General features: G+C 74.1%; 25 protein-coding genes. 16 read left to right on the top strand and 9 right to left on the bottom strand.

Features of this window, described 5'->3' with window-relative positions; all coding sequences use genetic code 11:
• Positions 1–12: 12 nt before the first annotated feature.
• The 3 genes from H291_RS0112530 to H291_RS0112540 all read right to left on the bottom strand — a co-directional run bounded on the left by H291_RS0112530 (position 13) and on the right by H291_RS0112540 (position 2,642).
• Entirely contained in the window at positions 13–867 is an 855-nt protein-coding gene (locus tag H291_RS0112530) for an NmrA family NAD(P)-binding protein (RefSeq protein ID WP_020015344.1), read from the bottom strand.
• Positions 868–933: 66 nt separating this feature from the next.
• A complete protein-coding gene (locus tag H291_RS0112535) occupies positions 934–1,620 on the bottom strand; it encodes a DUF3558 family protein (RefSeq protein ID WP_020015345.1) in 687 nt (228 codons plus the stop codon).
• A 104-nt stretch (positions 1,621–1,724) separates the two neighbouring features.
• Positions 1,725–2,642 (bottom strand): oxidoreductase, encoded by a 918-nt coding sequence (locus H291_RS0112540; RefSeq protein ID WP_020015346.1) that lies wholly within the window; start codon positions 2,640–2,642, stop codon positions 1,725–1,727.
• Between the two features lie 109 nt (positions 2,643–2,751).
• Between H291_RS0112540 and H291_RS0112545 the strand changes: the two genes are divergently transcribed.
• Genes H291_RS0112545 through H291_RS0112555 form a run of 3 tightly spaced genes read left to right on the top strand, consistent with a single transcriptional unit; the run spans position 2,752 to position 4,243 of the window.
• Positions 2,752–3,411 carry a response regulator transcription factor gene (locus tag H291_RS0112545; RefSeq protein ID WP_020015347.1) on the top strand — a complete coding sequence of 220 codons (660 nt, stop codon included), beginning with the start codon at positions 2,752–2,754 and terminating at the stop codon, positions 3,409–3,411.
• A 60-nt stretch (positions 3,412–3,471) separates the two neighbouring features.
• A complete protein-coding gene (locus tag H291_RS0112550) occupies positions 3,472–3,855 on the top strand; it encodes an MmcQ/YjbR family DNA-binding protein (RefSeq protein WP_020015348.1) in 384 nt (127 codons plus the stop codon).
• Positions 3,856–3,868: 13 nt separating this feature from the next.
• Positions 3,869–4,243, top strand: coding sequence for a nuclear transport factor 2 family protein (locus tag H291_RS0112555; protein ID WP_020015349.1), 375 nt, complete (start codon positions 3,869–3,871; stop codon positions 4,241–4,243).
• Here the strand turns inward: H291_RS0112555 and H291_RS29870 are convergent.
• Positions 4,237–5,262, bottom strand: coding sequence for an NAD(P)-dependent oxidoreductase (locus H291_RS29870; protein WP_020015350.1), 1,026 nt, complete (start codon positions 5,260–5,262; stop codon positions 4,237–4,239). The genes H291_RS0112555 and H291_RS29870 overlap by 7 nt on opposite strands.
• A gap of 969 nt (positions 5,263–6,231) precedes the next feature.
• On the opposite strand from H291_RS29870, the gene H291_RS0112565 reads away from it, so the two are divergent.
• Positions 6,232–6,828: a TOPRIM nucleotidyl transferase/hydrolase domain-containing protein gene (locus H291_RS0112565; RefSeq protein WP_051109417.1), complete on the top strand. Its 597-nt coding sequence runs from the start codon at positions 6,232–6,234 to the stop codon at positions 6,826–6,828.
• Positions 6,829–6,831: 3 nt separating this feature from the next.
• On the opposite strand, the gene H291_RS0112570 is transcribed toward H291_RS0112565, so the two are convergent.
• Positions 6,832–7,878: an alcohol dehydrogenase catalytic domain-containing protein gene (locus tag H291_RS0112570; protein ID WP_020015352.1), complete on the bottom strand. Its 1,047-nt coding sequence runs from the start codon at positions 7,876–7,878 to the stop codon at positions 6,832–6,834.
• A 43-nt stretch (positions 7,879–7,921) separates the two neighbouring features.
• Positions 7,922–9,031 carry an FAD-dependent monooxygenase gene (locus tag H291_RS0112575; protein WP_020015353.1) on the bottom strand — a complete coding sequence of 370 codons (1,110 nt, stop codon included), beginning with the start codon at positions 9,029–9,031 and terminating at the stop codon, positions 7,922–7,924.
• Between the two features lie 55 nt (positions 9,032–9,086).
• On the opposite strand from H291_RS0112575, the gene H291_RS0112580 reads away from it, so the two are divergent.
• Positions 9,087–9,671 (top strand): TetR/AcrR family transcriptional regulator, encoded by a 585-nt coding sequence (locus tag H291_RS0112580; RefSeq protein ID WP_020015354.1) that lies wholly within the window; start codon positions 9,087–9,089, stop codon positions 9,669–9,671.
• A 12-nt stretch (positions 9,672–9,683) separates the two neighbouring features.
• Here the strand turns inward: H291_RS0112580 and H291_RS0112585 are convergent, their stop codons facing one another.
• Positions 9,684–10,586, bottom strand: coding sequence for a TIGR03621 family F420-dependent LLM class oxidoreductase (locus H291_RS0112585; RefSeq protein ID WP_020015355.1), 903 nt, complete (start codon positions 10,584–10,586; stop codon positions 9,684–9,686).
• 165 nt (positions 10,587–10,751) lie between these two features.
• On the opposite strand from H291_RS0112585, the gene H291_RS0112590 reads away from it, so the two are divergent.
• From H291_RS0112590 to H291_RS29880, 7 genes are all read left to right on the top strand, one after another.
• Positions 10,752–11,693 (top strand): ABC transporter ATP-binding protein, encoded by a 942-nt coding sequence (locus H291_RS0112590; protein ID WP_020015356.1) that lies wholly within the window; start codon positions 10,752–10,754, stop codon positions 11,691–11,693.
• On the top strand, positions 11,690–11,923 hold the full coding sequence (locus H291_RS34170; RefSeq protein ID WP_026365692.1) for a hypothetical protein: 234 nt from the start codon (positions 11,690–11,692) through the stop codon (positions 11,921–11,923). The genes H291_RS0112590 and H291_RS34170 overlap by 4 nt, the downstream gene beginning before the upstream one ends.
• Positions 11,911–12,057 (top strand): hypothetical protein, encoded by a 147-nt coding sequence (locus H291_RS34175; protein WP_020015357.1) that lies wholly within the window; start codon positions 11,911–11,913, stop codon positions 12,055–12,057. Before H291_RS34170 ends, H291_RS34175 begins: the two co-directional genes overlap by 13 nt.
• Positions 12,058–12,134: 77 nt before the next feature.
• The gene (locus H291_RS0112605) at positions 12,135–13,166 is read left to right on the top strand and encodes a tyrosine-type recombinase/integrase (protein WP_020015358.1); all 1,032 of its coding nucleotides are present in this window, start codon (positions 12,135–12,137) and stop codon (positions 13,164–13,166) included.
• 107 nt (positions 13,167–13,273) lie between these two features.
• The gene (locus tag H291_RS29875; RefSeq protein ID WP_020015359.1) at positions 13,274–14,359 is read left to right on the top strand and encodes an ATP-grasp domain-containing protein; all 1,086 of its coding nucleotides are present in this window, start codon (positions 13,274–13,276) and stop codon (positions 14,357–14,359) included.
• Positions 14,356–15,678 (top strand): glycosyltransferase, encoded by a 1,323-nt coding sequence (locus H291_RS0112615; RefSeq protein WP_020015360.1) that lies wholly within the window; start codon positions 14,356–14,358, stop codon positions 15,676–15,678. Before H291_RS29875 ends, H291_RS0112615 begins: the two co-directional genes overlap by 4 nt.
• Complete coding sequence (locus tag H291_RS29880) at positions 15,675–16,880, top strand: hypothetical protein (protein ID WP_020015361.1); 1,206 nt, start codon at positions 15,675–15,677, stop codon at positions 16,878–16,880. The genes H291_RS0112615 and H291_RS29880 overlap by 4 nt, the downstream gene beginning before the upstream one ends.
• Here the strand turns inward: H291_RS29880 and H291_RS29885 are convergent.
• Positions 16,774–17,565, bottom strand: coding sequence for a sensor histidine kinase (locus tag H291_RS29885; RefSeq protein WP_020015362.1), 792 nt, complete (start codon positions 17,563–17,565; stop codon positions 16,774–16,776). The genes H291_RS29880 and H291_RS29885 overlap by 107 nt on opposite strands.
• Positions 17,562–18,641 carry a PIG-L family deacetylase gene (locus H291_RS0112630; protein WP_020015363.1) on the bottom strand — a complete coding sequence of 360 codons (1,080 nt, stop codon included), beginning with the start codon at positions 18,639–18,641 and terminating at the stop codon, positions 17,562–17,564. Before H291_RS0112630 ends, H291_RS29885 begins: the two co-directional genes overlap by 4 nt.
• A gap of 241 nt (positions 18,642–18,882) precedes the next feature.
• Here H291_RS0112630 and H291_RS0112635 point away from each other — a divergent pair, with 241 nt between their 5' ends.
• From H291_RS0112635 to H291_RS0112650, 4 genes are all read left to right on the top strand, one after another.
• Positions 18,883–19,260, top strand: coding sequence for a response regulator (locus H291_RS0112635; RefSeq protein WP_020015364.1), 378 nt, complete (start codon positions 18,883–18,885; stop codon positions 19,258–19,260).
• Between the two features lie 87 nt (positions 19,261–19,347).
• Positions 19,348–22,335 carry a response regulator gene (locus H291_RS32540; RefSeq protein WP_157236838.1) on the top strand — a complete coding sequence of 996 codons (2,988 nt, stop codon included), beginning with the start codon at positions 19,348–19,350 and terminating at the stop codon, positions 22,333–22,335.
• The gene (locus tag H291_RS29895; RefSeq protein WP_020015366.1) at positions 22,332–22,835 is read left to right on the top strand and encodes a pyruvoyl-dependent arginine decarboxylase; all 504 of its coding nucleotides are present in this window, start codon (positions 22,332–22,334) and stop codon (positions 22,833–22,835) included. Before H291_RS32540 ends, H291_RS29895 begins: the two co-directional genes overlap by 4 nt.
• Positions 22,828–23,367: a hypothetical protein gene (locus tag H291_RS0112650; protein WP_020015367.1), complete on the top strand. Its 540-nt coding sequence runs from the start codon at positions 22,828–22,830 to the stop codon at positions 23,365–23,367. The genes H291_RS29895 and H291_RS0112650 overlap by 8 nt, the downstream gene beginning before the upstream one ends.
• Positions 23,368–23,439: the final 72 nt, after the last annotated feature.

Raw genomic sequence — 23,439 nt, forward strand, 5'->3', positions numbered from 1 at the left:
GGGCGGACGTCGTCAGGCAACGGGGCCGACGACGTCCGCCACTCCCAGCGGGACCCGTCCCGTCAGGCGCCGCACCTCGGTCGAGACGGCGCTCCACCGGTCCTGGCGCACGGACGCGAACATGCTGCCGTACGCGTACGTCCACCAGGGGTCCTCGCCCGCCCGCGCCAGGTCCTCGGCCAGTACCCCCGGCTCGACGTCGGTGTACCGCACCGGCCGCCCCGCGACACCGGTGAGGACCTGAGCGATACCGTCCGGCGTCAGCGACTCCGGGCCGGTGAGGTCGTGGTGCCGCCCACTCGGCGGCAACAGCGCCAGCGCGGCCAGGCACCGGCCCACGTCGGCCCGCGAGACCAGCGACACCCGGCCGTCCCCGGCCGGCACCCGCAGCTCGCCCGAGACCAGCGCCGGCCGCAGGAACGCCGCGAAGAACTCCGTGAACAGCGACGCCCGCGCGAACGAGAACCCACACCCGCTCGCCGCCAGCAGACCCTCCGTGTACCCGTTGGTGAACGCGTAGCAGAACGGCGACGCCAGGTCCGCGTCCACCCCGCTCAGGTACACCACGTGCCCCACGCCGGCGTCCGCCGCGGCACGCACCACGTTCCCGTGCTGCACCAGCATCCGCGCCGCCTCACCGTCACCCGAGACGAACACCAGGGTGTCCACCCCCACCAGCGCCGCCCGCAACGAGGCCGGATCGTCGTAGTCCGCGTACACCGCGGAGACCGGGCCGTGCGTACGTGACCCGGCGACCGCCTCCGGACGCCGGGCCAGCGCCACGACCTCGTGCCCGGCGCTCGCGGCCAGGAGCCGCACGACCTGACTGCCCACCGTGCCGGTCGAACCGGTGACCGCGATCTTCACGCCGGTCAGGCTAGCGCCCTGGACGGTCGTGCTCCTCGTCCGGAGTGTCCGTCAGCCCTGTGTCCGTCAGCCCCGTGCCACGACGCGCAGGGCCTGCCGGGCCAGGTCCGCCGCGTCGGAACAGCCCTGCTCGAACGTCGTCCCGGCCGGGAACTGCCCGCCCCGGCTCCACGACACATACAGCAGCTGACCGTCGTGCACGTCCACCAGCACGCTGCACGCCCGCGCCGTCTCCGTGCGCAGCGCCCCGCGAGCGCGGTAGCCCTCCACCGTGAGGTCCTCGGCCGTCCATGTCGGGTCCTCGCCGGCCTCCAGGTACGCGTCCAGCCCCGTGCCGACCACCGCACCCACCGTGAACCCGATGTCCGTCGGGTCCGCGCCCGCCGCCGGGTCGTCCGGGTACCCGTCGATCCACCCGCACGCCGCCACCCGCGCCCCCGGGAACAGCAGCTCCCAGTACCCGTCCGTCCAGTCGTCCGCCGCCTCCGGGTGCACCATGCCGATCGTCGTCCCGTCCAGCGCACCCCAGGTCGCGCACGGCTCCCGCACCCCGCTCAGATCCAGGTCGGCCGGCCGGGGCACCGCCGACGACGGCGCAGCCCCCGCGCCGGGCGAGTCCTGCCCGGTCGGTGTGCCCTGCCCCGCCGGCTCGCCCCGCCCGGTCGGCGCGGGGGAGCAGCCCGCGAGCGCCGCCACGAGCAGGACGGCGACGACGACGGTCGCCGGGCGACGAGAACCGGTGCACTGGATCACAGGGCGCACGGTACGTCGCCCACCCCCGACCCGGCGCGGTACTTCGGCGCTCCCCGAAGGCCCCGTCCGGGACTCCCGGGCACGCCCTCGCACGGGGCGCCCGGTCAGGCCACGGGAGTGATCCCGTCCAGCACCGCGAGCTCCTCGCCGCTCAGCCGGAGGGCGCTCGCGGCGACGTTCTCCTCCAGGTGCGCCACGCTGCCGGTGCCGGGGATCGCCAGGACGTGCGGGCCCCGGTGCAGGGTCCAGGCCAGGCGCACCTGTGCCGGGGTGGCGTCGTGCGCGGCCGCGACCGCGGCGACCTCTGCCTGCCCGGTCTCGTCGGCACCTCCGGCGGGAGACGCGCCGGGCACGGCCGCACCGACGGCGAAGAACGGCACGAACGCGATGCCGCGCTCGCCGCAGAGGGTGACCAGGGCGTCGTCCTCCCGGCTGGTCAGGCCGTACTGGTTCTGCACGCACACCACGGGCGCGATGGTCAGCGCCTCGGCGAGCTGCTCGGCCAGCACGTTGGAGACGCCGAGGTGCCGGACCAGCCCGGCGTCGCGCAGCTCGGCCAGGGCGCCGAAGTGCTCGGCGACCGAGTCGGCCGCCCGTCCCTCGCCCGCCATGCGGGTGCCCCAGCGCAGGTTGACGACGTCGAGGTGGTCCCGGCCGAGCTGGCGCAGGTTCTCCTCGACCTGCGCGCGAAGCTGGTCGGGGCGCGCCATCGGCTCCATCTGCCCGTCCCGCGACCGCGCGGGTCCCACCTTCGTGGTGATCACCAGGTCGTCCCCGTAGGGCTGCAGGGCGGTGCCGATCAGCTCGTTGGCCGACCGGGTGGGCGTGAAGTAGAACGCGGCGGTATCGATGTGGTTCACCCCGAGCTCGACGGCGCGGCGCAGCACCGCGAGCGCCGAGTCACGGCTGCGGGGAGCCGGGTCCCAGGGCATGCCCATCAGCCGCATGGCGCCGAGGCCGACCCGGTTGACGGTGCGGTCGCCGAGCTGCCAGGTGGTGGGGGTGGTCGTGTCTGTCGTCATGCCGCCAGCCTGTCCCCGCAGCCGCGGATTCCCGGCCCGTTGGCAGGTTGTTGCCGCGGACGCCGTCCCGCCTGGTGCCCGGCCCGGCGCACGGGGCATGATCGATGCCATGCGGACGGGCGAGATGGTCACCATCGTGCACGGCGAGCGCGAGCTCATGGAGCGCACGGCGCACCTGCTGGCCTCGGCCACCGACGTCGCCTGCGCCGCCAACGACCTGGCCACCTGGGCCCGCGCGCAGGCGTCGGGGGAGCTCGCCGACGCGCTCGGGAGCCGGCGGCCGGGAGACGCCCGCATCCGCAAGGTCTACCGGTCCGCACTCCTGCTGGACCCCGTGGCCGCCCAGGGCCTGGCCCGCGACCGTGACCGGCACGGCGCCCAGATCCGCATCACCGCCGACGAGATCAACGAGACGATCATCCTCGACCGCCGCCTCGTGATCCTCGCCGGCGACGTCCGAGCCGGGCAGCGCAGCTACAGCGTGATCACCCAGCCCGAGACCGTGCAGGGCGTCACCTCCCTGTTCGAGGCCGCCTTCCGGTCCGCCACCGACCTCGCCGTCTACGACACGCAGATCGCCGAGATCCGCCAGCTCGCACCCCAGGTCCTGGACCTGCTCGGCCAGGGCGTCAAGGACGAGACCGCCGCCCGCACCCTCGGGCTCGGCGTCCGCACCTACCGGCGGCGGGTGGCCGAGCTCATGGCCGCCCTCGGGGCGGAGTCCCGGTTCCAGGCCGGGGTACGGGCCCGGGAGCTCGGGCTGGTCTGACCGTGCGACCGACCGGCCACTGATCAGGGGAGTGTCAGTGGCTGGTGCAAGACTCCCCACGTGACCGAACGCGCCCCCGTACCCGTCGACGTCGTCCAGCGGATCGCCGCGATCCTCGAACGCCTGCCCGAGTGCACCGAGCGCGACGCCTGGACCGGCGTCGCCTGGAAGACCCGCGACTCCACCGTCGCCCACGTCTTCGGCGGCGAGGACGGCCTCGTCCGCGTCACCTTCCGCGCCGACCCCGACGAGGTCCACGCCTTCCAGCACCTCGGCCCCCAGTACTTCAAGGCCGACTGGGGGAGCAACGTCGTCGGCCTCGTCCTGGACCAGCACACCGACTGGAGCGAGCTCACCGAGCTCCTCACCGACTCCTACTGCATCCAGGCACCCCAGCACCTCGCCGACCAGATCGACCGCCCAGGCGTGCCCGACGCCCCGTGACTAGCCTCGAGGAATGACGCACCGCACACAGGTCGAGACCTGGGTCCGCGACTACGAACGACTCTGGCGCACCGCAGGCACCGACGGCCTCGCCCAGCTCTTCACCACCGACGCCACCTACAAGACCTCACCCTGGGCACCACCCGTCGTCGGGCTCCCGGCGCTCGCGGAGCTCTGGGACGCCGAGCGCGACGGCCCGGACGAGGAGTTCACGCTCACCGCCCAGGTGATCGCCGTGGACGGGCCGACGGCGGTGGTCCGGGTGGACGTCGAGTACCTCGAGCCGGGCGACCGCTGGCGGGACCTGTGGGTCCTGGAGCTCGACGACGACGGGCTGTGCAGCGCCTTCGAGGAGTGGCCGTTCGCGCCGGGCAGGCACGCTCAGTAGCCGCGGTCCCGCACCACGGCCGACGACGGCCGGACCCCGGCGCGGATCTCGGTCAGCGCCGCGTCGAGCGCGCCCACGACGTCGGATGCCAGGGTGAGCCCCGAGATGTGCGGCGTGACCGTGACGTCCGGCCGGCGCCACAGGGGCGACGACGCCGGGAGCGGCTCCTGCTCGGTGACGTCCAGGGTCGCGTGCCGCACGTTCCCGGCGTCGAGCGCGTCTACCAGCGTGGCGGTGCGCAGGGCCGAGCCGCGGCCGATGTTCACCAGGTGCACCCCGTCGAAGGCCTGCAGCAGCGCGGGCGTGACCAGGCCGTCCGTCTGCGGGGTGTGGGGGAGCGCGAGCACCAGGACGTCGGCCTGGGCCGCGTCGAACGTCGTAGTGGGCTGGGTGCCGGGCTGTGAGGCAGACGGCGCGCCGGCCGTGCTGCCGAACGCCTCGTCGAGCGGCAGCACGACGTCGAAGGCATCGTCGGGCCGACCGGTCCGGCTCAGGCCCACGGTGCGGTACTCGAGCTGTCCCAGCGTTCGAGCGATCGCCGACCCCATCGCCCCGGTGCCGATCACGACCGCGTCCTGACGACGGGGCGGCAGCGGCGGTTCCGTGCGATCCCACGTCGCCGTCGCCGAGTGCGTGAGGTACCGCGCGACGTGCCAGCGCTCCGCGAGCACCCAGGTCAGCACGTACTCGGCGATGCGCGGCGGCATCGTGCCCGTCGTGCGCGTCAGGAGAGCGCTTTCCGAAAGTGCGGACGCCAGCCGTTCGACGCCGGCGTTGGGGGAGTGGACCCAGGTGGCGCTCCCGGCCTGCGCGGGGTCACCCGTGATCACGAGGGTCGCGTCCTGCGTGGTGACCTCCTCCAGTCCGCAGGAACTCGCCCAGGCGCCGAGCGCCTCGCACCAGCCGGGGTCGACGTCGTCGCCGATGCGGACGATGGGCCAACGGCGTAGCGCGTCGGCCACGGACAGCGCGTCGGCGGCTCGGGCGTCGCGTTCCCTGGCGTCGAGTTCAGGTGTCATGCGGCGATTGTGCCCTGCGGGCGGCATCGGCCCGGGCCTGCGTCTGTGTCGGGGACGGCGCCGGGAACTGGGCGCGGAGGACCGGTCACGGCTTCGTTATGTCAGCGAGCGTGGGTTGCGCCGGCGATCCTGGACTGACGTGGAGCCGACGTGCTCGACGGGCGCGACCAGCCAGTCGGCCAGCACGGGCTCGATGGCGGAGCGCTAGGTCGAAGCCCGAGGGCCGGCGGGCGTCGTCGGCTGGATGGCGATCAGATCCCGACGCGCCAAGCCGACCCAGCACGATGTCAACCCGACACGGCGCCGATTCGGTCTACGGACCGGCGCGAGTGCTGAGATACCGCGCTTCTGGTGTAGATCCGATAATGCACATTATGTCACTACGGCGCGGAGAACGCCCAGAAACCACGCCCCCAGGGAGCCGATGAGTGCCTCCGTGCGCCAAACGGGCGACCCGAAACACGGCAAAACCGTCCCTGAGCCTCGCCCAGCGGAGTCCGCGGCTGACCCATCTCCTTCGAGGTCTAGGTTTCTTCGCTTTGACGCGACCCAAAGCGAAGAAACTTAGGCCTCAAAGGAGAATCGGACGACGACGATCAGGCGACCGAGGCCACAGCCAGCCCTGGATCGTCGGGCCCTCGTGCCGCAGGTCCGTGTCCGGCCTCCGGGGCATGCAATGTCCCCAAACGGCAGCCTCCAGGGCGTGCCAGCTTGCCGATCGTCCGGATGCCGACGCAGTCTCCAAAGCGTGCAGCCTCGGGTACGAGTCGGTGGTTGTGTCAGCCGGCCCCGCCCTGGGCTCCTGGTCCCTCCGAGGCACCCCACCCCTACCGGCCCTCGGCACCCAGAAACCTAAAGCAGTGTGTATAGCGCAACACAACTGTCTTTCGACACCAAACAAGATCATCACGGTAGCAGCCAGGATTTTCTGCGGCGCCGCCCCGCGCCCCGGGCATACGCTCCGAGACGATGAACCTTGCCGGGATACTCGCCGCCTCGACCAGCACCGCCGTGCTCGTCGAGGGCGAGAGCGACCGCGCGGCCGTCGAAGCCCTCGCCGCTCGACAAGGCCTCCCCCTCGCCGCCCTCGGCGTGCAGGTCGTCGCGATGGGCGGCATCACCAACATCGGTCACCACCTGGTCGCCCTCCTGGACTCCCCCGCCCGCACGGCACCGCCCCTGCGGATCGGCGGCCTGTACGACGCCGCCGAGGAACGCTTCGTGATCAAGGGCCTGGACCGCGTCGGGCTGCGTCCTGAGGATGCGACCACTCCCCTGTCGGCGCACGGGTTCTTCCGCTGCGACCGGGACCTCGAGGACGAGCTCATCCGCGCCCTCGGCGTCGACGCGGTGACCGCACTGATCACGGCCGAGGGCGAGCTGCGCAGCCTCGAACGACTGCAGGGCCAGCCGGCGCAGCGCGACCGCACCACCGCCCAGCAGCTGCACCGGTTCTTCGGCAGCAGGGGCGGCCGCAAGGAGTACTACGGGCGCCGCCTCGCCGAGGCCGTCCCCCTGGGCCACGTGCCGCAGCCCCTGTCCGAGCTGCTCCGCTGGGCCACCTGACGCTCACTCCCGCGCCGGGTCCAGCACCACCATCCCCGCGCGGGGCGCGGTGTCCATCGTCGGCACGAGCCGGGCGGCCTCCGCCATGCCGACGACGCGGTCGAGCAGGTCCTGCGGGCGCAGGGCCACGGAGGCCACGAGGTCGAGCATCTCCGGGTAGTCGGCGGCGGCCATGCCGTGGCTGCCGAGCAGGTCGAGCTCCCAGGCGATGACGCGGCCCATCGGCACGCGCGGTCCGCCGTCGACGGGCGCGAACAGGCCCACCTGGACGTGCCGTCCTCGGCGGCGCAGGCTCAGCACGGCGTCGGCGCACGTCTGCTCGCTGCCGACGGCGTCCACCGCGACGTGCGCGCCGCCGTCGGTCAGCTGGTGCACCACGGCGGGCACGTCCAGGCCGTCGGCCAGCACGGTGCGCTCGGCGCCGGCGCGGCGGGCGGCCTCCAGGGCGCCCTCGGACCGGTCGACGGCGACGACGCGCGCCCCGCGTGCCACGGCGATCATGACGGCGCTGAGCCCCACGCCGCCGGCGCCGACGACCACCACCCACTCCCCGGCCCGGACCTGCGCCCGGCCGGCCACGGCCCGGTACGCGGTGGCGAAGCGGCAGCCCAGGCTCGCCGCCGCCTCGTACGACACGTCCTCGGGGATGGCCACGAGGTTGGCGTCGGCCGCGTTCAGGACCACCAGCTCGGCGTAGGAGCCCCAGTGCGTGAAGCCCGGCTGGGTCTGGTCGGGGCAGACCTGCGCCTGCCCGGTGCGGCACCACTCGCAGGTGCCGCAGCCGCTCACGAACGGCACGGTGACCCGGTCGCCCTCGCGCCACCTCGTGACGCCCGCGCCGACCTGGGCGACGGTGCCCGCGAGCTCGTGGCCCGGCACGTGCGGCAGGGCGGGGATGTCGGTGTCGTGCCCGGCCCACGCGTGCCAGTCGCTCAGGCACAGCCCGGTGGCGTGCACGCGCACCAGGACGCCGCCGTCGGGGGCCGTCACGTCGGGCACCTCGCGCACGGAGACGGGGCCCTGGAACTCGTCGAAGAGGATCGCTCGCACCAGCGGATTCAACCACGCGCCGCCGACACCGGACCCGCCCCGCTCAGCGCGCCACCCGCAGCAGCAGGTCGCGAACCCCGACCAGGCGCCGTGCGTGCGCCACGCGGCCCATGCCACGGGCCAGGCTCTGCAGGCGCTGCGTCGGACGACGGCGCAGGCGGTCGTACCGCGCGAGCGCACCGTCGACGTCGCCCGCCCGCGGGCGCCCCTCGGCGCCCGTCAGGCACCGGGTCAGCGTGACGGCGTCCACCAGCGCCTCGCACGCGCCCCGGCCGAGGTCGGGGGTCATGCCGTGCGCGGCGTCGCCCACCAGGACCGCACGTCCGGCCACGTAGGTGGGCAGGTGCGGGTGGACGTCGTACAGGTCGTGCCGCATGACGTCGTCCTCGGTGATCGCGTCGAGGACCTGCCCGATCGGGTCGTGCCACCCGGCGAACAGCTCGCGCAGCAGCGCCACCTCTCCCCCGGCGGCGCGCTGGCCGCGCGGGGCGTCGAGGGACGCGTACCAGTTGGTGGTGCCGTCCCGGTAGGGCGTGACGCCGAACCGCCGTCCCGGACCCCAGGTCTCGCTCACCTCGTGGGTGACGACGGCGACGCGCCCGCGCAGCGCGCTCTGGCCCGTGTACCGGGCGCGGTAGCGCTCCCCCAGCAGGGCGGTGCGGTGCGCGCTGAACACGCCGTCGGCCACGACGACGACGTCCGCGAGCGCCGAGCCACCCGCCGTGCCTCCGGTCTCCGCGCCCACCCGGCCGCGTGCGACGTCGTCGGCGGATCCCTGGACGGCGCGGTCGTAGCGGATGGTCCCTGCGGGTAGTGCGGTGCCGAGGATGTGGGCGAGGTCGCGGCGGGCGATGAGCCGTACGTGGTCGCCGGGGTGGCGGGTGATGTGTTCGGCGTCGAGCGTGGCCAGGGGGGTGCCGTCGTGGCGGCGGACGGTGCCTGCTCGTTGTGGGGTGGCGGCGGCGCGTGCGGCCTCCCCTACGCCGAGCTGGTCGAGGGCGGTGATCGCGGTGGGCCACATGCCGAGGGCTGCGCCGCTGATCTCGGGGTGGGTGGCGCGTTCGTGGAGGGTGACGTCCCAGCCGGCGCGGGTGAGGCCGATGGCGGTGGCGGTGCCGGCGATCCCGGCGCCGATGATGTGGGCTCGTGGCATGCTCTCGACGCTACTACAGATGTAGTGCGGTTGACTACAGCCGTAGTGTGAGGTCATGCCCTCCCGTTCGGACACCCTGCTCGACGCAGCGATCCACGTCGTCGGCACCGACGGCATGCGCGCGCTCACCCACCGCGCCGTGGACGCCGCCGCCGGGCTGCCCACCGGCTCCGCGTCCAACCTGTTCCGCACCCGTGAGGCGCTGCTGCGGGCGATGGTCGTGCGGATGATCGACACCGAGGTCGACGGCTGGACCCGCCTGGCCGGCACCACCCCCGCGCCCACCACCCCCGACGCGCTCGCCGACACCCTCGCGAGCATGGTCGCCACCCTCACCGGAGAGCTGCGCACCCTGACCGTCGCGCGCTACAGCCTGTTCATGGAGGCCGCCCGGGACCGGGACCTCCAGGCGGAGATGGGCCGGGGCGCGGCCCGCGTCGCCGCGATCGGCCGGCAGTGGCTGACGGCGGCGGGCTCACCCGACCCGGCCGCGCACACGGCCCTGCTGATGGCCCACCTGGACGGCGCCGTCGTGCACCGGCTCGCCTTCCCCGACGCCCCGCCCGCCTCCGACGACGCCGCGGCCGGGCTGCGCACCCTCCTGGGCGCCCTCGTCCCCGCGCCCCACCCGCACTCCTGACACCCGGGCCCCTCACTCCCCCGACAGGATCCGCAGCACCGGGGTGAACGCGTCCATCAGCTCCTCGGAGACCACGAAGTAGGAGATGCCCAGGCGCTCGCGGCGGTCCCGGAGCTGGTCGGCCATCTGCTGCGGCGACCCGGTGACCACGGACACCGCCCCCGAGGCCGCGAGCGCCGCCGGGTCGATGCGGTCGGCGAGGTAGCGGGGTACGGCGTCGCCGACGGCCATGAGGTTGACGTTGAGCTCGAGGGGTTTGTCGCGGCCCGCCGCGGTGGCGGCGTCGCGCAGCACCTTGACGAGGGCGCCGGCCGCGGCGTCGTCGGCGTCGAGCGGGATGCCGAGGGCGACGGTGTCGGCGTTCTGCCCGGCGAGGGTGATCATGCGTGGTCCTCCGGCGCCGATCAGGAGCGGGACGTGGGGCAGGCCGGTGCCGCGTGGGACCACGCAGGCGTCGGTGGTGGCGTAGTGCTCCCCCGTGGTGGTGACGGTCTCGCCGTCGAGCAGGCGGCGGATGATGCGGACGGACTTGGCCAGGCGGGACACGCGCACCCGGGGCCGGTCGAACGTACGTCCGAGCATGGCGTTGTCGGGGCCGGTGCCGGGGTGCCCGGCGCCGATGCCGAGCTCGAAGCGCCCGTCGGACAGCACGGCGAGGGCCACGGCGTCCTTGGCGACCAGCACGGGGTGGCGGAAGTCGTTGGCCAGCACGTAGGTGCCCAGGTGCAGGCGGGTGGTGACGGTGGCGGCCGCGGCGAGCATGGGCAGCACGGACAGGCCGTGGGCGATGCTGTCGGGCGCGACGAGGGAATCGAAGCCGAGGCGCTCCACGTGCCGGGCGTGGTCGAGCCAGGCGGTGCCGGTGCGGGCGGGCGTGGCGACGACGCCGAAGCGGAACGACGTGCTGGTGGTCATGGGTCTCTCCGTCCTGGGCGTGGCTCTCGGTCCAGGCAACTGTGGGTACCCGGAGGGCACAAGCACATTCGCCCGTGGACGAAGCCGCGTGTACGCAAACCTGCGTAGTGCGGTGTCGCTCCCGGGCGGACGCCGGGCACCGGGGCGCGGGGCGACGGTGAGGTCATGGACACGACGAGCGAGACCGACAGAGACCTCGTGCTGCGCACCGACGGCCTGACCAAGCGCTACGGCGACCGCACCGCCGTGGACCGGGTGAGCATGGGCGTGCGGCGCGGCGAGGTGTACGGGTTCCTGGGCCACAACGGCGCGGGCAAGACCACCACGCTACGGATGGTGCTGGGCCTGGTGCGCCCCACCGCCGGTCGGGCCACGGTGCTCGGCCGGCCGGCGGGCCGCCCCGAGGTGACGGCACGGGTCGGCGCCCTCGTGGAGGGCCCCGGCTTCTACCCGTACCTGTCGGGCCGGGACAACCTGCGCACCCTGGCCCGCTACCGGCATCTCCCACGCCGCGAGGTGGAGCGGGTCCTGGACCTCGTGGACCTGACCGGGCGCGGCGGCGACGCCTACCGGGGCTACTCCCTGGGCATGAAGCAGCGCCTGGGCGTGGCCGCGGCCCTGCTCGGCGACCCCGAGCTGGTCATCCTCGACGAACCCACCAACGGCCTGGACCCCGCGGGCATGGCCGACATGCGCGACCTCGTCGTCTCCCTGGCCCGCGACGGCCGCACCGTGGTGCTGTCCAGCCACCTGCTGGCCGAGGTGCAGCAGATCTGCGACCGCGTCGGCATCATCGACCACGGCCGCCTGCTGCGCGAGGCCCGCGTCGCCGACCTGCGCGGCGGCGTCACCGTGCGCGTGCGCGCCACCCCGCCCGACGCCGCCCTCGCGGTCGCCTCCCGCATGGCCGGCCCGGACGCCGTCCGCCCCCTGCCCGACGGCGCGCTCGGCGTCGACCTGCCCGCGAGCGCCGCCCCCGACCTGACGCGGGCGCTGGTCGCCGCTGGGGCCGACGTGCACGAGGTCGCCCCCAGCGAACGCAGCCTCGAGGAGGTCTTCTTCGAGATGACCACAGAAAGTCCTACGACGAAGGAGCACGTCTCATGAGCGCCGTCCTGCACGCCACCCGTGCCGAGCTGCTGCGGCTGCGCAGGTGGCCCGCGGTGTGGATCACCGTGGGCGCCTGGGCCGCCCTGGCCCTGACCTTCGGGTACGTCTTCGACTACGTGTCCTGGGCCACCGGCACCGAGAGCTTCGCGAGCGACCCCGGCACCGGCCAGGCCGCCCGCGACGCCTCCTGGCGGGGACGGCGGCCGGGTCCCTGGTGGGTGCGCTGACGGGTACCGGGACGGGCACCCCCGGCGTGCTGGACGTCCTGCCGGGCGACCGGGCGGTGCTGACCGTGGCGGCCTACGTGGTGGGGCTGTGCGCCGTGGTGGTGGTCGTGATGCGGCGTCGCGACCTGGCCTGAGCGCCGCGCCCCGTCGCAGGTCAGCGGCACATTCCGGCAAATCGGGAGTGTCAGTGGTCGCGCTTAGGGTGGCGGACATGGTCGCTCCTCCGCGCCTCGAGCGCATCACCGTCGACGAAGCCGCACGCCGCTACCTGGCAGCGGTCGAGGTCGAGACGATCCGCGGTGTCCTGTCCCCCGCCACGGCGCGCAGCTACACGCGTGACGTGACGGAGTTCGGGCGCCTGACGGGCCGCGAGCGCATCCTGGACGACGTGACGGGCTCCGACGTCGACACCGTGCTGGTGCGGTACCAGTCCGCGCCGGACGCCCGGTACACCGACCCCGACCGCAAGGCCGGTCCCGGGCGCAGCACGGCGACCGTCAACCGGTTCCGGCAGTCGGTGACCCGGTTCTTCGCCTACGCGGCCCGGGAGTGCTGGGTGCAGGCCGACCCCATGCAGTGGGCCGCGCCGCCCGCCAAGGTGCGCGGCACCCTGCGCACCGCCCGGACCGCCCTGTCGGCGGGCGCGGCGCGCAGCCTGCTGACGACGCCGCCGTCGGACACCCCGGCGCGCACCGACCAGGACCTCGCGCTGCGCGACCGGCTCGTCGTCGCGCTCCTGCTGGTCCTGGGCCCGCGCGTCTCGGAGCTGGCCCGCACCGACGTGGACGACGTCGCCCGGGAGCCCGAGCGCACCACGTGGCGCATCCGCGGCAAGGGCGGCAACACCCGCACCGTGACCCTCTCGGCTCCCCTGGCCCGTGCCCTGGACGACTACCTGACCCGCCTGCGCCCCACCCTGGCCGCCAAGCGCCCCCAGGACGACGACGCCCAGCGCGCCCTGCTGCTGTCCTGGCGCGGCCGCCGCATCGACACCCAGGCCATCCGCGCCCTGCTGGCCCGTGCCGTGCGCCGCATGCCCGCGCCCTACCAGCGAGAGGCCACGCCGCACGCCCTGCGGCACACCACGGCGACCCTGCTGGTGGCCGACGGGTGGGACGTCAAGGTCGTCGCCGAGCTCCTCGGCCACGCCTCGATCGCCACCACCGGCGTCTACCTCGACCGCATCGAGGGCGAGCTGGCCGCCGCCATCCGCTCCCACCCCCTGGGGGCCGCCATCGAGTGACGCACCCCTGACGCCCTCCTGTGACCACGGGTTCCGAGTGCGCCCCCACCAGCGGCGGGCGAGACTCGGACTACCCGGACGAGGAGCCTGCCGATGCGGACAGATCTATGACCACCGTGCTGGTGACGGGCGCGGGCGGCCCCGCGGGCCGTGCGCTCGGCAGCCAGCTCGCCGCCCGGGCCGCCGCGGGCGCCGACCTCACCTGGGTCGGGGTCGACATCACGCCCGTGACCGACCCGAACTACCCCGCCACCGACCGGGCACCCCGCGCCGACGCCTGGGACTACGCCACCGGCATGCGGGACCTGATCCTCAAGCACGCCCCCGACCTCGTGCTCCCCACCGTCCAGGACGAGCTGCCGCAGGTCGCCGTCCTGGCCAAGGCGCTCGACCGGTCCTTCGACGCCGACGGCGCCACCGGGATCATCGGCACCACCGGCACCGCGAGCGCCGTGCCGGGACCCTCCACAGCGCCGTTCCCCGACGCCGTCGGCCCCGTGCTGACCCCCGACCCGGGACCGGCCGCCATCGCCGCGGACAAGCTGCTCACCATGCTCGCGCTCGACCTCGCCGGCGTGCCCGTACCGCGCTTCGCCCTGCCCACCGACTTCGGCGGCGTCGCCGAGGCCCTGGCCTGGGCGCGCGGACCGATCGTGCTCAAGCCCCGCGTCTCGCGCGGCGGGCGCGGGGTGCGGCTCGTCGAGTCCCCCGCGGACCTGGGCGGCACAGACCTGCCCGGCACGGCCGGCACGGACAGCTCCGCGGAGGGCGGCTGGGGCGCCCTGGACGCCTCCTGGATCGTCCAGTCCTTCGCCCCCGGCACCGAGTACTGCCCGCAGCTCTACCGCCCCCGTACCGGCACCGGCACGATCACCGCCGTCGTCCTGGAGAAGACCGAGCTCAAGCAGGGCCGCGTGGGCAACGCCGCCGCCGTCGTCCGCCCCCGGGCGGGCACCCTGCTCGACGTCGAGCACGTCGCCCGTCGCGCCGTCGAGGCCCTGGGCCTGACGGGACCGGCCGACCTCGACATCCGCCGCGACCCCACCGGCGCACCCCTCGTCCTGGAGGTCAACGGGCGGTTCGGCGCCAACAGCGACCACGCCCCGGAGCTGCTCGACGCGGCACTGACCCACGGGCAGGCACACGCGCACGCACACGGGCAGCACCCGCACACCCGGCAGGCCACCCGATGAACGAGGCCCTGGCCGCCGCCGTCCTCGTGTTCGGCGTGACCATCCTCGTCGTCGGCCTCGCGCGGCTGCTCATCGTGCCCTGCGCCCTGTGGTTCGAGGCGCGCCACCGCCGCCCGCCCGCCGGCACCCCGCCCCACGCCGCGACGATCTTCGCGCCGCCACCGGCCGCCCCGCCGGCGGTGTCCGTCATCGTCCCCGCCTACAACGAGGGTGTCGTCCTGGACGCCTGCATCCGGTCCATCGCCCGCAGCGACTACCCCGACTTCGAGATCGTCTGCGTCGACGACGGCTCCACCGACGACACCTTCGCCCAGCTCCAGGCGCTCGCGGCCGAGCTGCCCCGGGTACGCGCCCTGACGCAGCCCAACGCCGGCAAGGGCGCCGCACTCAACCGGGGCCTGCAGCACGCCCGCGGTGAGGTGCTCGTGCTCGTCGACGCCGACGGCGTGTTCCGGCCCGACACCCTGAGCGAGATGGTCCGCGCCTTCGCCGACCCCCGCATCGGCGCCGTGTGCGGCGACGACCGCACGGTCAACCTCGACCGCGTCCAGACCCGCTACCTCGCCCTGGTCAGCCACGTCGGCACCGGGCTCGTGCGCCGCGCCCTGGACGTGCTGCGCTGCCTGCCCATCGTCTCCGGCAACACCGGCGCGTTCCGGCGCGACGTCCTGGAACGCACCGGACCCCTGCGCGAGGACACCGTCGGCGAGGACCTGGAGCTGACCTGGCGCGTCTACCGCGCCGGGTACCGCGTCGCGTTCGCGCCCCGTGCCCTGGTGCACGCCGAGTCGCCGTCGACCCTGCGCGGCCTGTGGAAGCAGCGCGTGCGCTGGGCCCGCGGCCTGCTCCAGTCCGTGCGGCAGCACCGCGACATGGTCGGCAACCCCCGCTACGGCGTCTTCGGCCCCTACCTCGCCCTGACCGTCGCCACCCAGGTGCTGCTGCCCGTGGTCCAGGTCGCCGCGTTCGTCGTCCTCGTGGTCCTCGCGTCCCTGGGCGACACCAGCGCCCTGCCCGGCACGGTCTGGGGCGTCGTCCTGTTCACCGGGCTCGCCCTGTCCGTCGTGCTGCTCCTGGTCGCCGTCCTGCTCGACCGCTCACCCGGCGACCTGCGCCACGCCTGGACCCTGCCCCTGTGGCCCTTCTACTCGGCCATGATGAGCCTGGTCATGCTCAGCGCGCTGTGGCTGGAGCTGCGCGGCGCCGACAACCGGTGGAACAAGCTCGACCGGACCGGCACCATCTCGATCGACACCTCCGCGGGCACGCCCCTCGACCCCGCCGCGGACACCTCCGCGGACACGAGGCAGGACCGATGAACCAGCGCCCCGCACGTACCGTCCCGGCCGCGCTCGCCGGGCTTGCCACGGCCGCCGTCCTCGCCGCCTGCACCGCCGACCCGATCCCGCCCACCGTGGACCGCCCCCTGGTCCAGGCGGACGAGGTGCACTCCATCAGCCTCGGCATCGAGGACATCACCGACCCCGAGCAGGACTGGGACGCCGTCCGCGAGCGCCTCGACGCCGCCCACGTGAACATGGTGACCCTCGCCGCGGGCCGCGTGGAGTTCGTCGCGTTCGACTGGGAGGCGCACCCCGACGCCGTCGCCGAGGAGGGCACCGACCACCTCGCCCGGGCGATCGACGAGGTCGCCGAGGGCCCCGACGGCGAGCTGCGCCGCGTCGACCTCCTGATCGACGCCCTGATCCCGGCCTGGATCAAGGAGGACCCGTCGGTGGGCGGCGTCGGCGAGGACGGCTCCCGCTCCGAGTACACGCCGTCCGCGTCCGCGATCCACGACGGGCCCGTCGGCGCCCGGTTCCTGGAGCTCGTCGAGGAGCTCGCCCGCCGCTACCAGCCCGACCAGATCACGTTCAGCGAGCTCAAGTTCGACGACGAGACGTTCGGCGAGGACGACGCCGCCCTGTACCGGGAGATGACCGGCGAGGACGACTGGCCCCGGGAGGCCGACGGCAGCATCCACCAGGACGCCCCGGAGATCGGAGAGTGGCGCTCGCAGGTCCTGGCGGACTTCCTGGACCAGGCCTCGGCGGTGCTGGACGAGGTCGCGGCCGACACCGGCAAGCGGACCAACCTGGGCATGGACGTGCTGATCAACTGGGAGGACCCGGTCACGGGCGTGCCGGACGCGGGCCTGAGCTACCCGGTGCTGGCCGGGTCCGCCGACCGGCTGGTGCTGTGGGGCTACCTCGGTATCGGGGACCACAGCCCGCAGGAGCTGGAGCAGGTCCTCGCGGAGCTGGCGGGCTCCGACATCCCGATGGAGCAGCTCATCGTCTCGGTGGGCCTGTGGGACCTCAGCCAGCCCGACGACTCGATCTCGGCGGGGCTGATGGCCCGCGGCGTGCGCGCGGCGAGCACGAACGGCGTCACGGCGGTCAACGTCACGCCGTTCACCCTGATGACCCCGGAGCACTGGACCGCCCTGAACGAGGTGTGGACGACGCTTCCCCCGACGACGCCGTCGGTGGAGACCAGCGGGTCGGCAGGGTCAGGCTGACGCGAGTCCCTGCCCCGGGGGCTCCACCGTCGGGAGCGTGGTCGGGAGCGCCGTCCACGGTCACCGTGCCGCCGTGCGCGGTCACGACCGCGGTGACGACGGGCAGGCCGAGCGTGATCCCGGGGACGGCGCGTGGCGTGCGGCGGCCGAGCGCCTCGGGCGGCAGGGTCACCCCGGTGTCGCTCACCTCGACGACGGCGTCCGGGCCCGCGGCGTGCACGCCCACCGTGACGGCACCGCCGCGGGGCGTGCGCTTGATCGCGGCGCCCAGGAGGCTGTCGATCGCGAGCGCCAGGACGTCCGGGTCACCCGGTACCTGCACCGGCCCGGGCGCATGGACGGTCAGCGTCACCCCGGCGGCCCGCGCCGTCGGCGCCAGGTCCGTGACGCAGGTACCCGCCAGGGCCGCGAGGTCCGTGTCGGCGCGGTCGAGGCCGAACGTGCCGGCCGCGAGCCGTGCGCTGACCAGCAGCTCGTCGACCAGGCGCAGCATGCGCCGCCCGTTGCGCTCGATGACCTCCACGTGGCGGCGCTGCTCGTCGTCCAGGGAGCTGATCCCGAGCAGCTGGGCGTACCCGATGACGGCGGTCAGGGGCGAGCGCAGCTCGTGACCGACGACGCCGAGGTCGGCGTCCGCCGGGTTGTCGCCCGTGCTCGCACCGGGGGTGTCGCCGGGGACGCTCACGCGTGCCCCAGCCCGCCGGCGACGTCGTCCGCCGTCACGGCGTGCGCCGGGGTCAGGCGCATCGTGGACCGAATGGTCTCCAGGGGTTCGGCGTACCGGCCGCTCGTGAACCGCGACCAGTAGCGGGCGGTGGCCCGTACGACGTCCTCGTCCATGTAGTCGCGGTGCGCCTGCGACGCGAAGGCGCGCAGCATGAGCAGCTTGGTCTCCAGGTGCTCGTCGATGTCGATGAACCGGTTGGGCTGGTACGCGATGGTGCACGACGGGCTCTGGAAGCACGCGAGGTCGGCCACGGCGCGGGAGGCGACCTGCACGGCCTGGTGCACGGCGCGGTGGTCCTGGTGCCGGTCGTGGTTGCTGTGGGTGTAGACCTGGTCCGGGCGGAACTCGCGGATCACCTCCTCGACGGCGGTGATCGGTCCCGAGGCCGGGTCCAGGTGCGTGTCCTCGAACCCGAGGTGGATCAGCTGGGCGCCGACGATCTCCGCGGCCTCCAGGGACTCGCGGCGGCGGGCCTGCGTGTCGCCGCCCACGGAGCCGCCCGACATCGTGAGGATCACGAGCCGGTCCCCGGTGCCGGCGTGCGCGGCCAGGGCGCCACCCACCCCGATCTCGACGTCATCCGGGTGCGCGCCGACCGCGAGGACCGTGCGGCTGCGGGTCGCGGCCCGCCGGTCGCGGCCGCGCCGCACCAGGGTGGTGGCGCGCTCGACCAGCGTGGCCACGTCGACGGGCTTGACCAGGAAGTCGTCCACGTCGCCGCGCAGGGCGCCGACCGCGTAGTCGACGCGGTTGTGCGCCGTCAGGACGATGATCGGCACCCCGACGGCGAGCCGGTGCACCTCGGGCAGGATCTGCAGGCCCGAGCGCCCGGGGAGCTCGACGTCGATCACCACGAGGTCGAACTTCGCGCCCTGCAGCGCCGCCAGGGCGCTCTCCGCGTCCCCGGCCAGGACGACGTCCACCCCGGCGTGCTGGGCCAGGACGGTACGTGTGAACTCTCCCGCGTCGGGGTCGTCCTCGACGACCAGAGCGGACCACGCGGGGGACGAAGTGCCGGCCACACCGTCGGTCATACGCCCTCCTCCACGCAGGAACCAGCCCGCCCCTTGGTTGCCCTACCTGTACGACGGTATGCACGAAACCGCTGGTGCGCCTGTCGTCACCCGGGCATCACCCGCTCGTCACCCCCGGGTCACCCGCCTGACGGGGGCCGCGCCCGGGCGCGAACGCGACCCTCCGTGGCACGATGAGAACCGCCGGAAGGGACGGGCAGATGCTGAAGAAGATCGGCACGGCGGTGCGGGCAGCGGCCCGATGAACCGGCGGATCCTGGTGGTCGACGACGACGAGGCGATCCGTGACGTGGTGCGCACCGGCCTGGAGGTCCTCGCCGGGTGGACCGTCCGGCTCGCCACCAACGGGGCCGACGCACTGGCCATGTGCGCCGCCGACCCACCCGACGCCATGCTGCTGGACGTCATGATGCCCACGATGGACGGCCCGACCACGTTCGGCCGGCTCCAGGACGAGCCACGCACCCGCAGCGTGCCCGTCATCTTCCTGACCGCGAAGGTCCAGCCCTCAGAACGGCGCCAGTACGAGGACCTGGGGGTGGCCGGCGTGCTCGCCAAGCCGTTCGACCCGCTGACCCTGCCCGGCGAGATCTCCGGCCTGCTGGGGTGGCGCGACTGAGGAGGAGCACGTGACGGAAAGGTGACCCGGCGGGCGAAACCGCGGGTTAATCTGCGCATTCGGCGCTGGTGACCTACGCTCGGGCACATGGGGCCGCGGCGCGACGCTGCGCAGTCACGGGACAGGTTTCTGCGCTGGTGCTGGATCGCCGGCGTGCTGGTCGTGCTGCTCGCCCTCGCCCTGTCCAGCCCCCTGTCGCAGGACACCCGCGAAGAGATCTCCATGGCGGCCATCGCCACCGCGGGCATCGTCGCCGCCATCAGCTGCGGGCACCGCGCGGTCCTGTCCGCGGGCCGCCGCCGCCGCGCCTGGGGCCTGCTCTCCCTCGGCGCGATCGTGGGCCTGACCGGCAACGTCTACTCGGGCCTGGTCGGCGACCCCGCCACCGGCGACGTCGCCTACATCGCGGCCCTCCTGCTCGGCGTCGTCGGCCTGTCGCTGTTCCCCGCCGTGCGCCCCCGCGGCCCGCAGCTGGTGCGGATGCTGCTCGACAGCGCCGTCGTCGGCGGCTCGGTGCTGTACATCGCGCTGTTCGCCGTCGCCCTGCAAGCCGAGACACCCCAGGCCGACCCCGCACTGACCGCGTACGCCCTGCCCGTCGTCGACGCCCTCCTGGCCACCTTCGCCGTCCAGGTCATGACCCGCTCCAACACCGCCGAACGCGTACCGCTCGTCCTCGTCGGCGGCGGGTTCGTGCTGTACGCCGTGTCCGACGTCGCGTTCGCGCTCCTGCAGGCCCAGGGCGGCTTCACGTTCGGCAGCCCCGTCGACGCCGGCTGGGTCGGCGGCTACGTCGCGATCGCGCTCGCCGCACGCCACCCCGCGGCCTCGGGTGCCCCCGTCGTCGGCCGCCGCGAGGCCGGCACACCCGTGCTCGGCACCGTCGTCACGTTCAGCCTGTTCCTCGCCGCGGCCCTGGTCCGCGTCGCCCAGTCCGGCGACGACCACGCGGCCCTGCCGTGGGTGGCCAACAGCCTGTGGGTCGCCGTGCTCGTCGCTGTCGTCACCCGCCAGATCCTCGTCGTCATCGACAACGAGTCCCTGCGTCACGGCCTCGAACGCCGCGTCCAGGAACGCACCACCCAGCTCCGCTCCCTGGCCAGCGAACGCGAACGCACCCTGGAGTCCGTGGCCGACGGCATCTACGGCGTCGACACCACCGGCCGCGTCACCTTCGTCAACGCGGCCGCCGCCTACACCCTCGGGGCCACCGTGGCCGACCTCGTCGGCCACGACGCGCACGCCACCTTCCACGCCCCCGCCCACGACGGCACCCCGCTGCCCGCCGAGGGCTGCTACATCGCCGAGGCCCTGCGCGACGGCGTCACCGTCACCGCCGAACAGGACCTCTACCTGCGCCTGGACGGCAAGGAGGTGCCCGTCGAGGTCACCGCCAGCCCCCTGCGCGACGACGGCGTCATCCGCGGCGCCGTCGTCGTCTTCCGCGACGTCACCGAACGCCGCGAGGTCGAACGCATCAAGGACGAGTTCGTGTCCGTCGTCAGCCACGAGCTACGCACCCCGCTCACGGCCATCCGCGGCGCCCTGACCCTCCTGGACAGCAACGCCCTCGCCGACTCGCCCCAGCAGGCCGACCGCATGGTCCGCATCGCGCTGACCAGCAGCGAACGCCTCAGCCGCCTCGTCGACGACATCCTCGACACCGAACGGCTGGAGGCCGGAACCACCCAGCTCGACCTCGCCGACCACCACGTCGACACCCTCGTCGCCGCCGCGATCGACCAAGTCTCCGTCCTCGCCGACGACGCTGGCATCACCCTCGAGGCCGAGACCTCCCCCGAGATCGTCCGCGCCGACCCCGAACGCATCGTCCAGACCCTCACCAACCTCCTGGGCAACGCCGTCCGCTTCTCCCCCGCCGACTCCACCGTCCGCGTCAGCGCCCGACCCGTCGGCGACCTCGTCGAGCTGCGCGTCGACGACGAGGGCCGCGGCATCCCACCCGACAAGCTCGAGGCCATCTTCGGCCGCTTCGAACAGGTCGACGCCTCCGACACCCGCGAACGCGGCGGCTCCGGCCTCGGCCTGACCATCGCCCGCAGCATCGTCGAACGCCACGGCGGCCGCCTCTGGGCCGTCAGCCAGGGCGAGGACACCGGCTCCAGCTTCCGCTTCACCCTGCGCCGCGCCGTCCACCCGCTCGGCCCCGTCCGCGCCCCCGAGACCACCGGCCTGCCCACCCAGGCCACCCAGGTCGTCGTCGTCGACGACGACCAGTACGTCGTCGACGTCCTGCGCACCGTCCTGGAGGAACGCGGCTACGAGGTCGTCGGCCTCACCGACGGACAGGCCGCGCTCGCCGTCGTCGAGGACGAGCACCCCGCCGCCGTCGTCCTCGACCTCGCCATGCCCGGCACCAGCGGCGCCGAGGTCCTCAGCCGCCTGCGCCAGTCCGCCGCGACCGCCGACGTCCCCGTCGTCGTCCTGTCCGCCACCCGCCCCCACGACGCCCTGGAGACCGCGGCGCTCGCGGACGACTGGCTGGTCAAGCCGGTGGACCCCGAGCGCATCGTGGAGACCGTGCGGGACGTGATCCGCCGCCAGCCGCACCACGGCCGGGTGCTTCTCGTCGAGGACCACGAGGACCTGCGCACGGTCGTGGCCACGGTGCTGCGCAACGCGGGGCTGGTGGTGACCACCGTCAGCTCCGTGGACGACGCGCGCAGCGCCCTGGCCCACGGCGCGGACCCGGACCTCGTGGTGCTCGACCTGACCCTGCCCGACGGCGACGGCCGGGAGCTCGTGACCGACCTGCGGCGCGACGGCCGCCTGCGCCGGGTGCCGCTCGTGGTCTACTCGGGAGCCGAGGTCGACCCGGCGGACCGTGCCGACCTGCGCCTGGGCAGCACCGTCTTCCTGACCAAGGGACGGGCGGCCCCCGACGCGGTGCTGCACTCCGTGCTCGACCTGCTGGACGCAGCGGCCGGCCGGGCCGGCGCCTCCGGCGACACCGGACTGCCTGACCCACCCGACCCACCCGACCCGCTTGATCCTCCTGATCCGCCCGAGCGACCTGACCAGCCCGACCAGCACCCGACCACGAGGCCTCGATGACCAACACCCTGACCATCCGTGTGAGCTCGGGCAGCGGCACGGGACGCACGCCCCTGGCGGCGTTCGACTCCGCCCTCGCCGCCGCCGGCGTGAGCGACTTCAACCTGGTGCGGCTCAGCTCGATCGTCCCGCCGGGGGCCGCCGTGCGGGAGGTCGAGGGACGCGACCAGCCGCGCGGGCAGCACGGGGACCTGCTGTTCTGCGTGTACGCCCAGGCCCACACCTCATTGCCGGGGCACGAGGCGTGGGCAGGCATCGCGTGGTCGCGGCACGAGGACGGCAGCGGGGCGGGCCTGTTCGTCGAGCACGAGGGGCCCTCGCACGAGCAGGTCTCGGCGGACCTCACGCACAGCCTGCAGGACCTGTCCGCCACCCGCGGGAACCGGTACCACCCGGAGGGCCGCCAGGTCACGGGCATCACGTGCGTCACGATGCCGGTGTGCGCCGTGGTCGTGGCGACCTACCGGCACGTCGGCTGGCAGGACCTCCACCATGGCTGACGTCGCCTTCGAGGAGGTCGTCGGCGGCGCCGAGGCCGACAGCTTCTGGGAGCTGTACGTCCAGGCCTTCGAGCCGCTGCGCACCCGCGCCGCCGCCCGGCACGTCCTGTACCGCGAGGAGTTCGACGCCGAGATGGCCGACCCGCGCGTGACCAAGCTGCTGGCCCGCGACGAGCAGGGCGAGCCCGTAGGGCTGACCACCCTCGCGACGGACCTGGCCGCGGTGCCGTGGGTCAGCCCAGAGTTCTTCGCCGCCCGCTACCCCGAGCACGCCGCGCGCGGGGCCCTGTGGTACATCGGGTTCACCCTGGCGCACCCCGGGCGGCGCGCCACCCGCACCTTCATGGACATGATCGACGCGCTCGTGGCGCACCTCGCCGCCAACCAGGTCGTGTGCGCCTACGACGTCTCCCGGTTCAACGACGACTCCCTGCGGTTCGCGGACAACCTGCGCCGCCACCTCGAACGCACCCAGGACGTCACGGTGGAGACCGTGGACCGCCAGGCGTACTACGCCACGACGTTCCACTGACCAGTGCCACTGATCCGCGCGCTCGACCGGTGCCGTTGACCGGTGCCGTTGACCGGTGGCGTGTCGTCTTAC

Source organism: Promicromonospora sukumoe 327MFSha3.1, assembly GCF_000385135.1.
Taxonomy (GTDB): domain Bacteria; phylum Actinomycetota; class Actinomycetes; order Actinomycetales; family Cellulomonadaceae; genus Promicromonospora; species Promicromonospora sukumoe_B.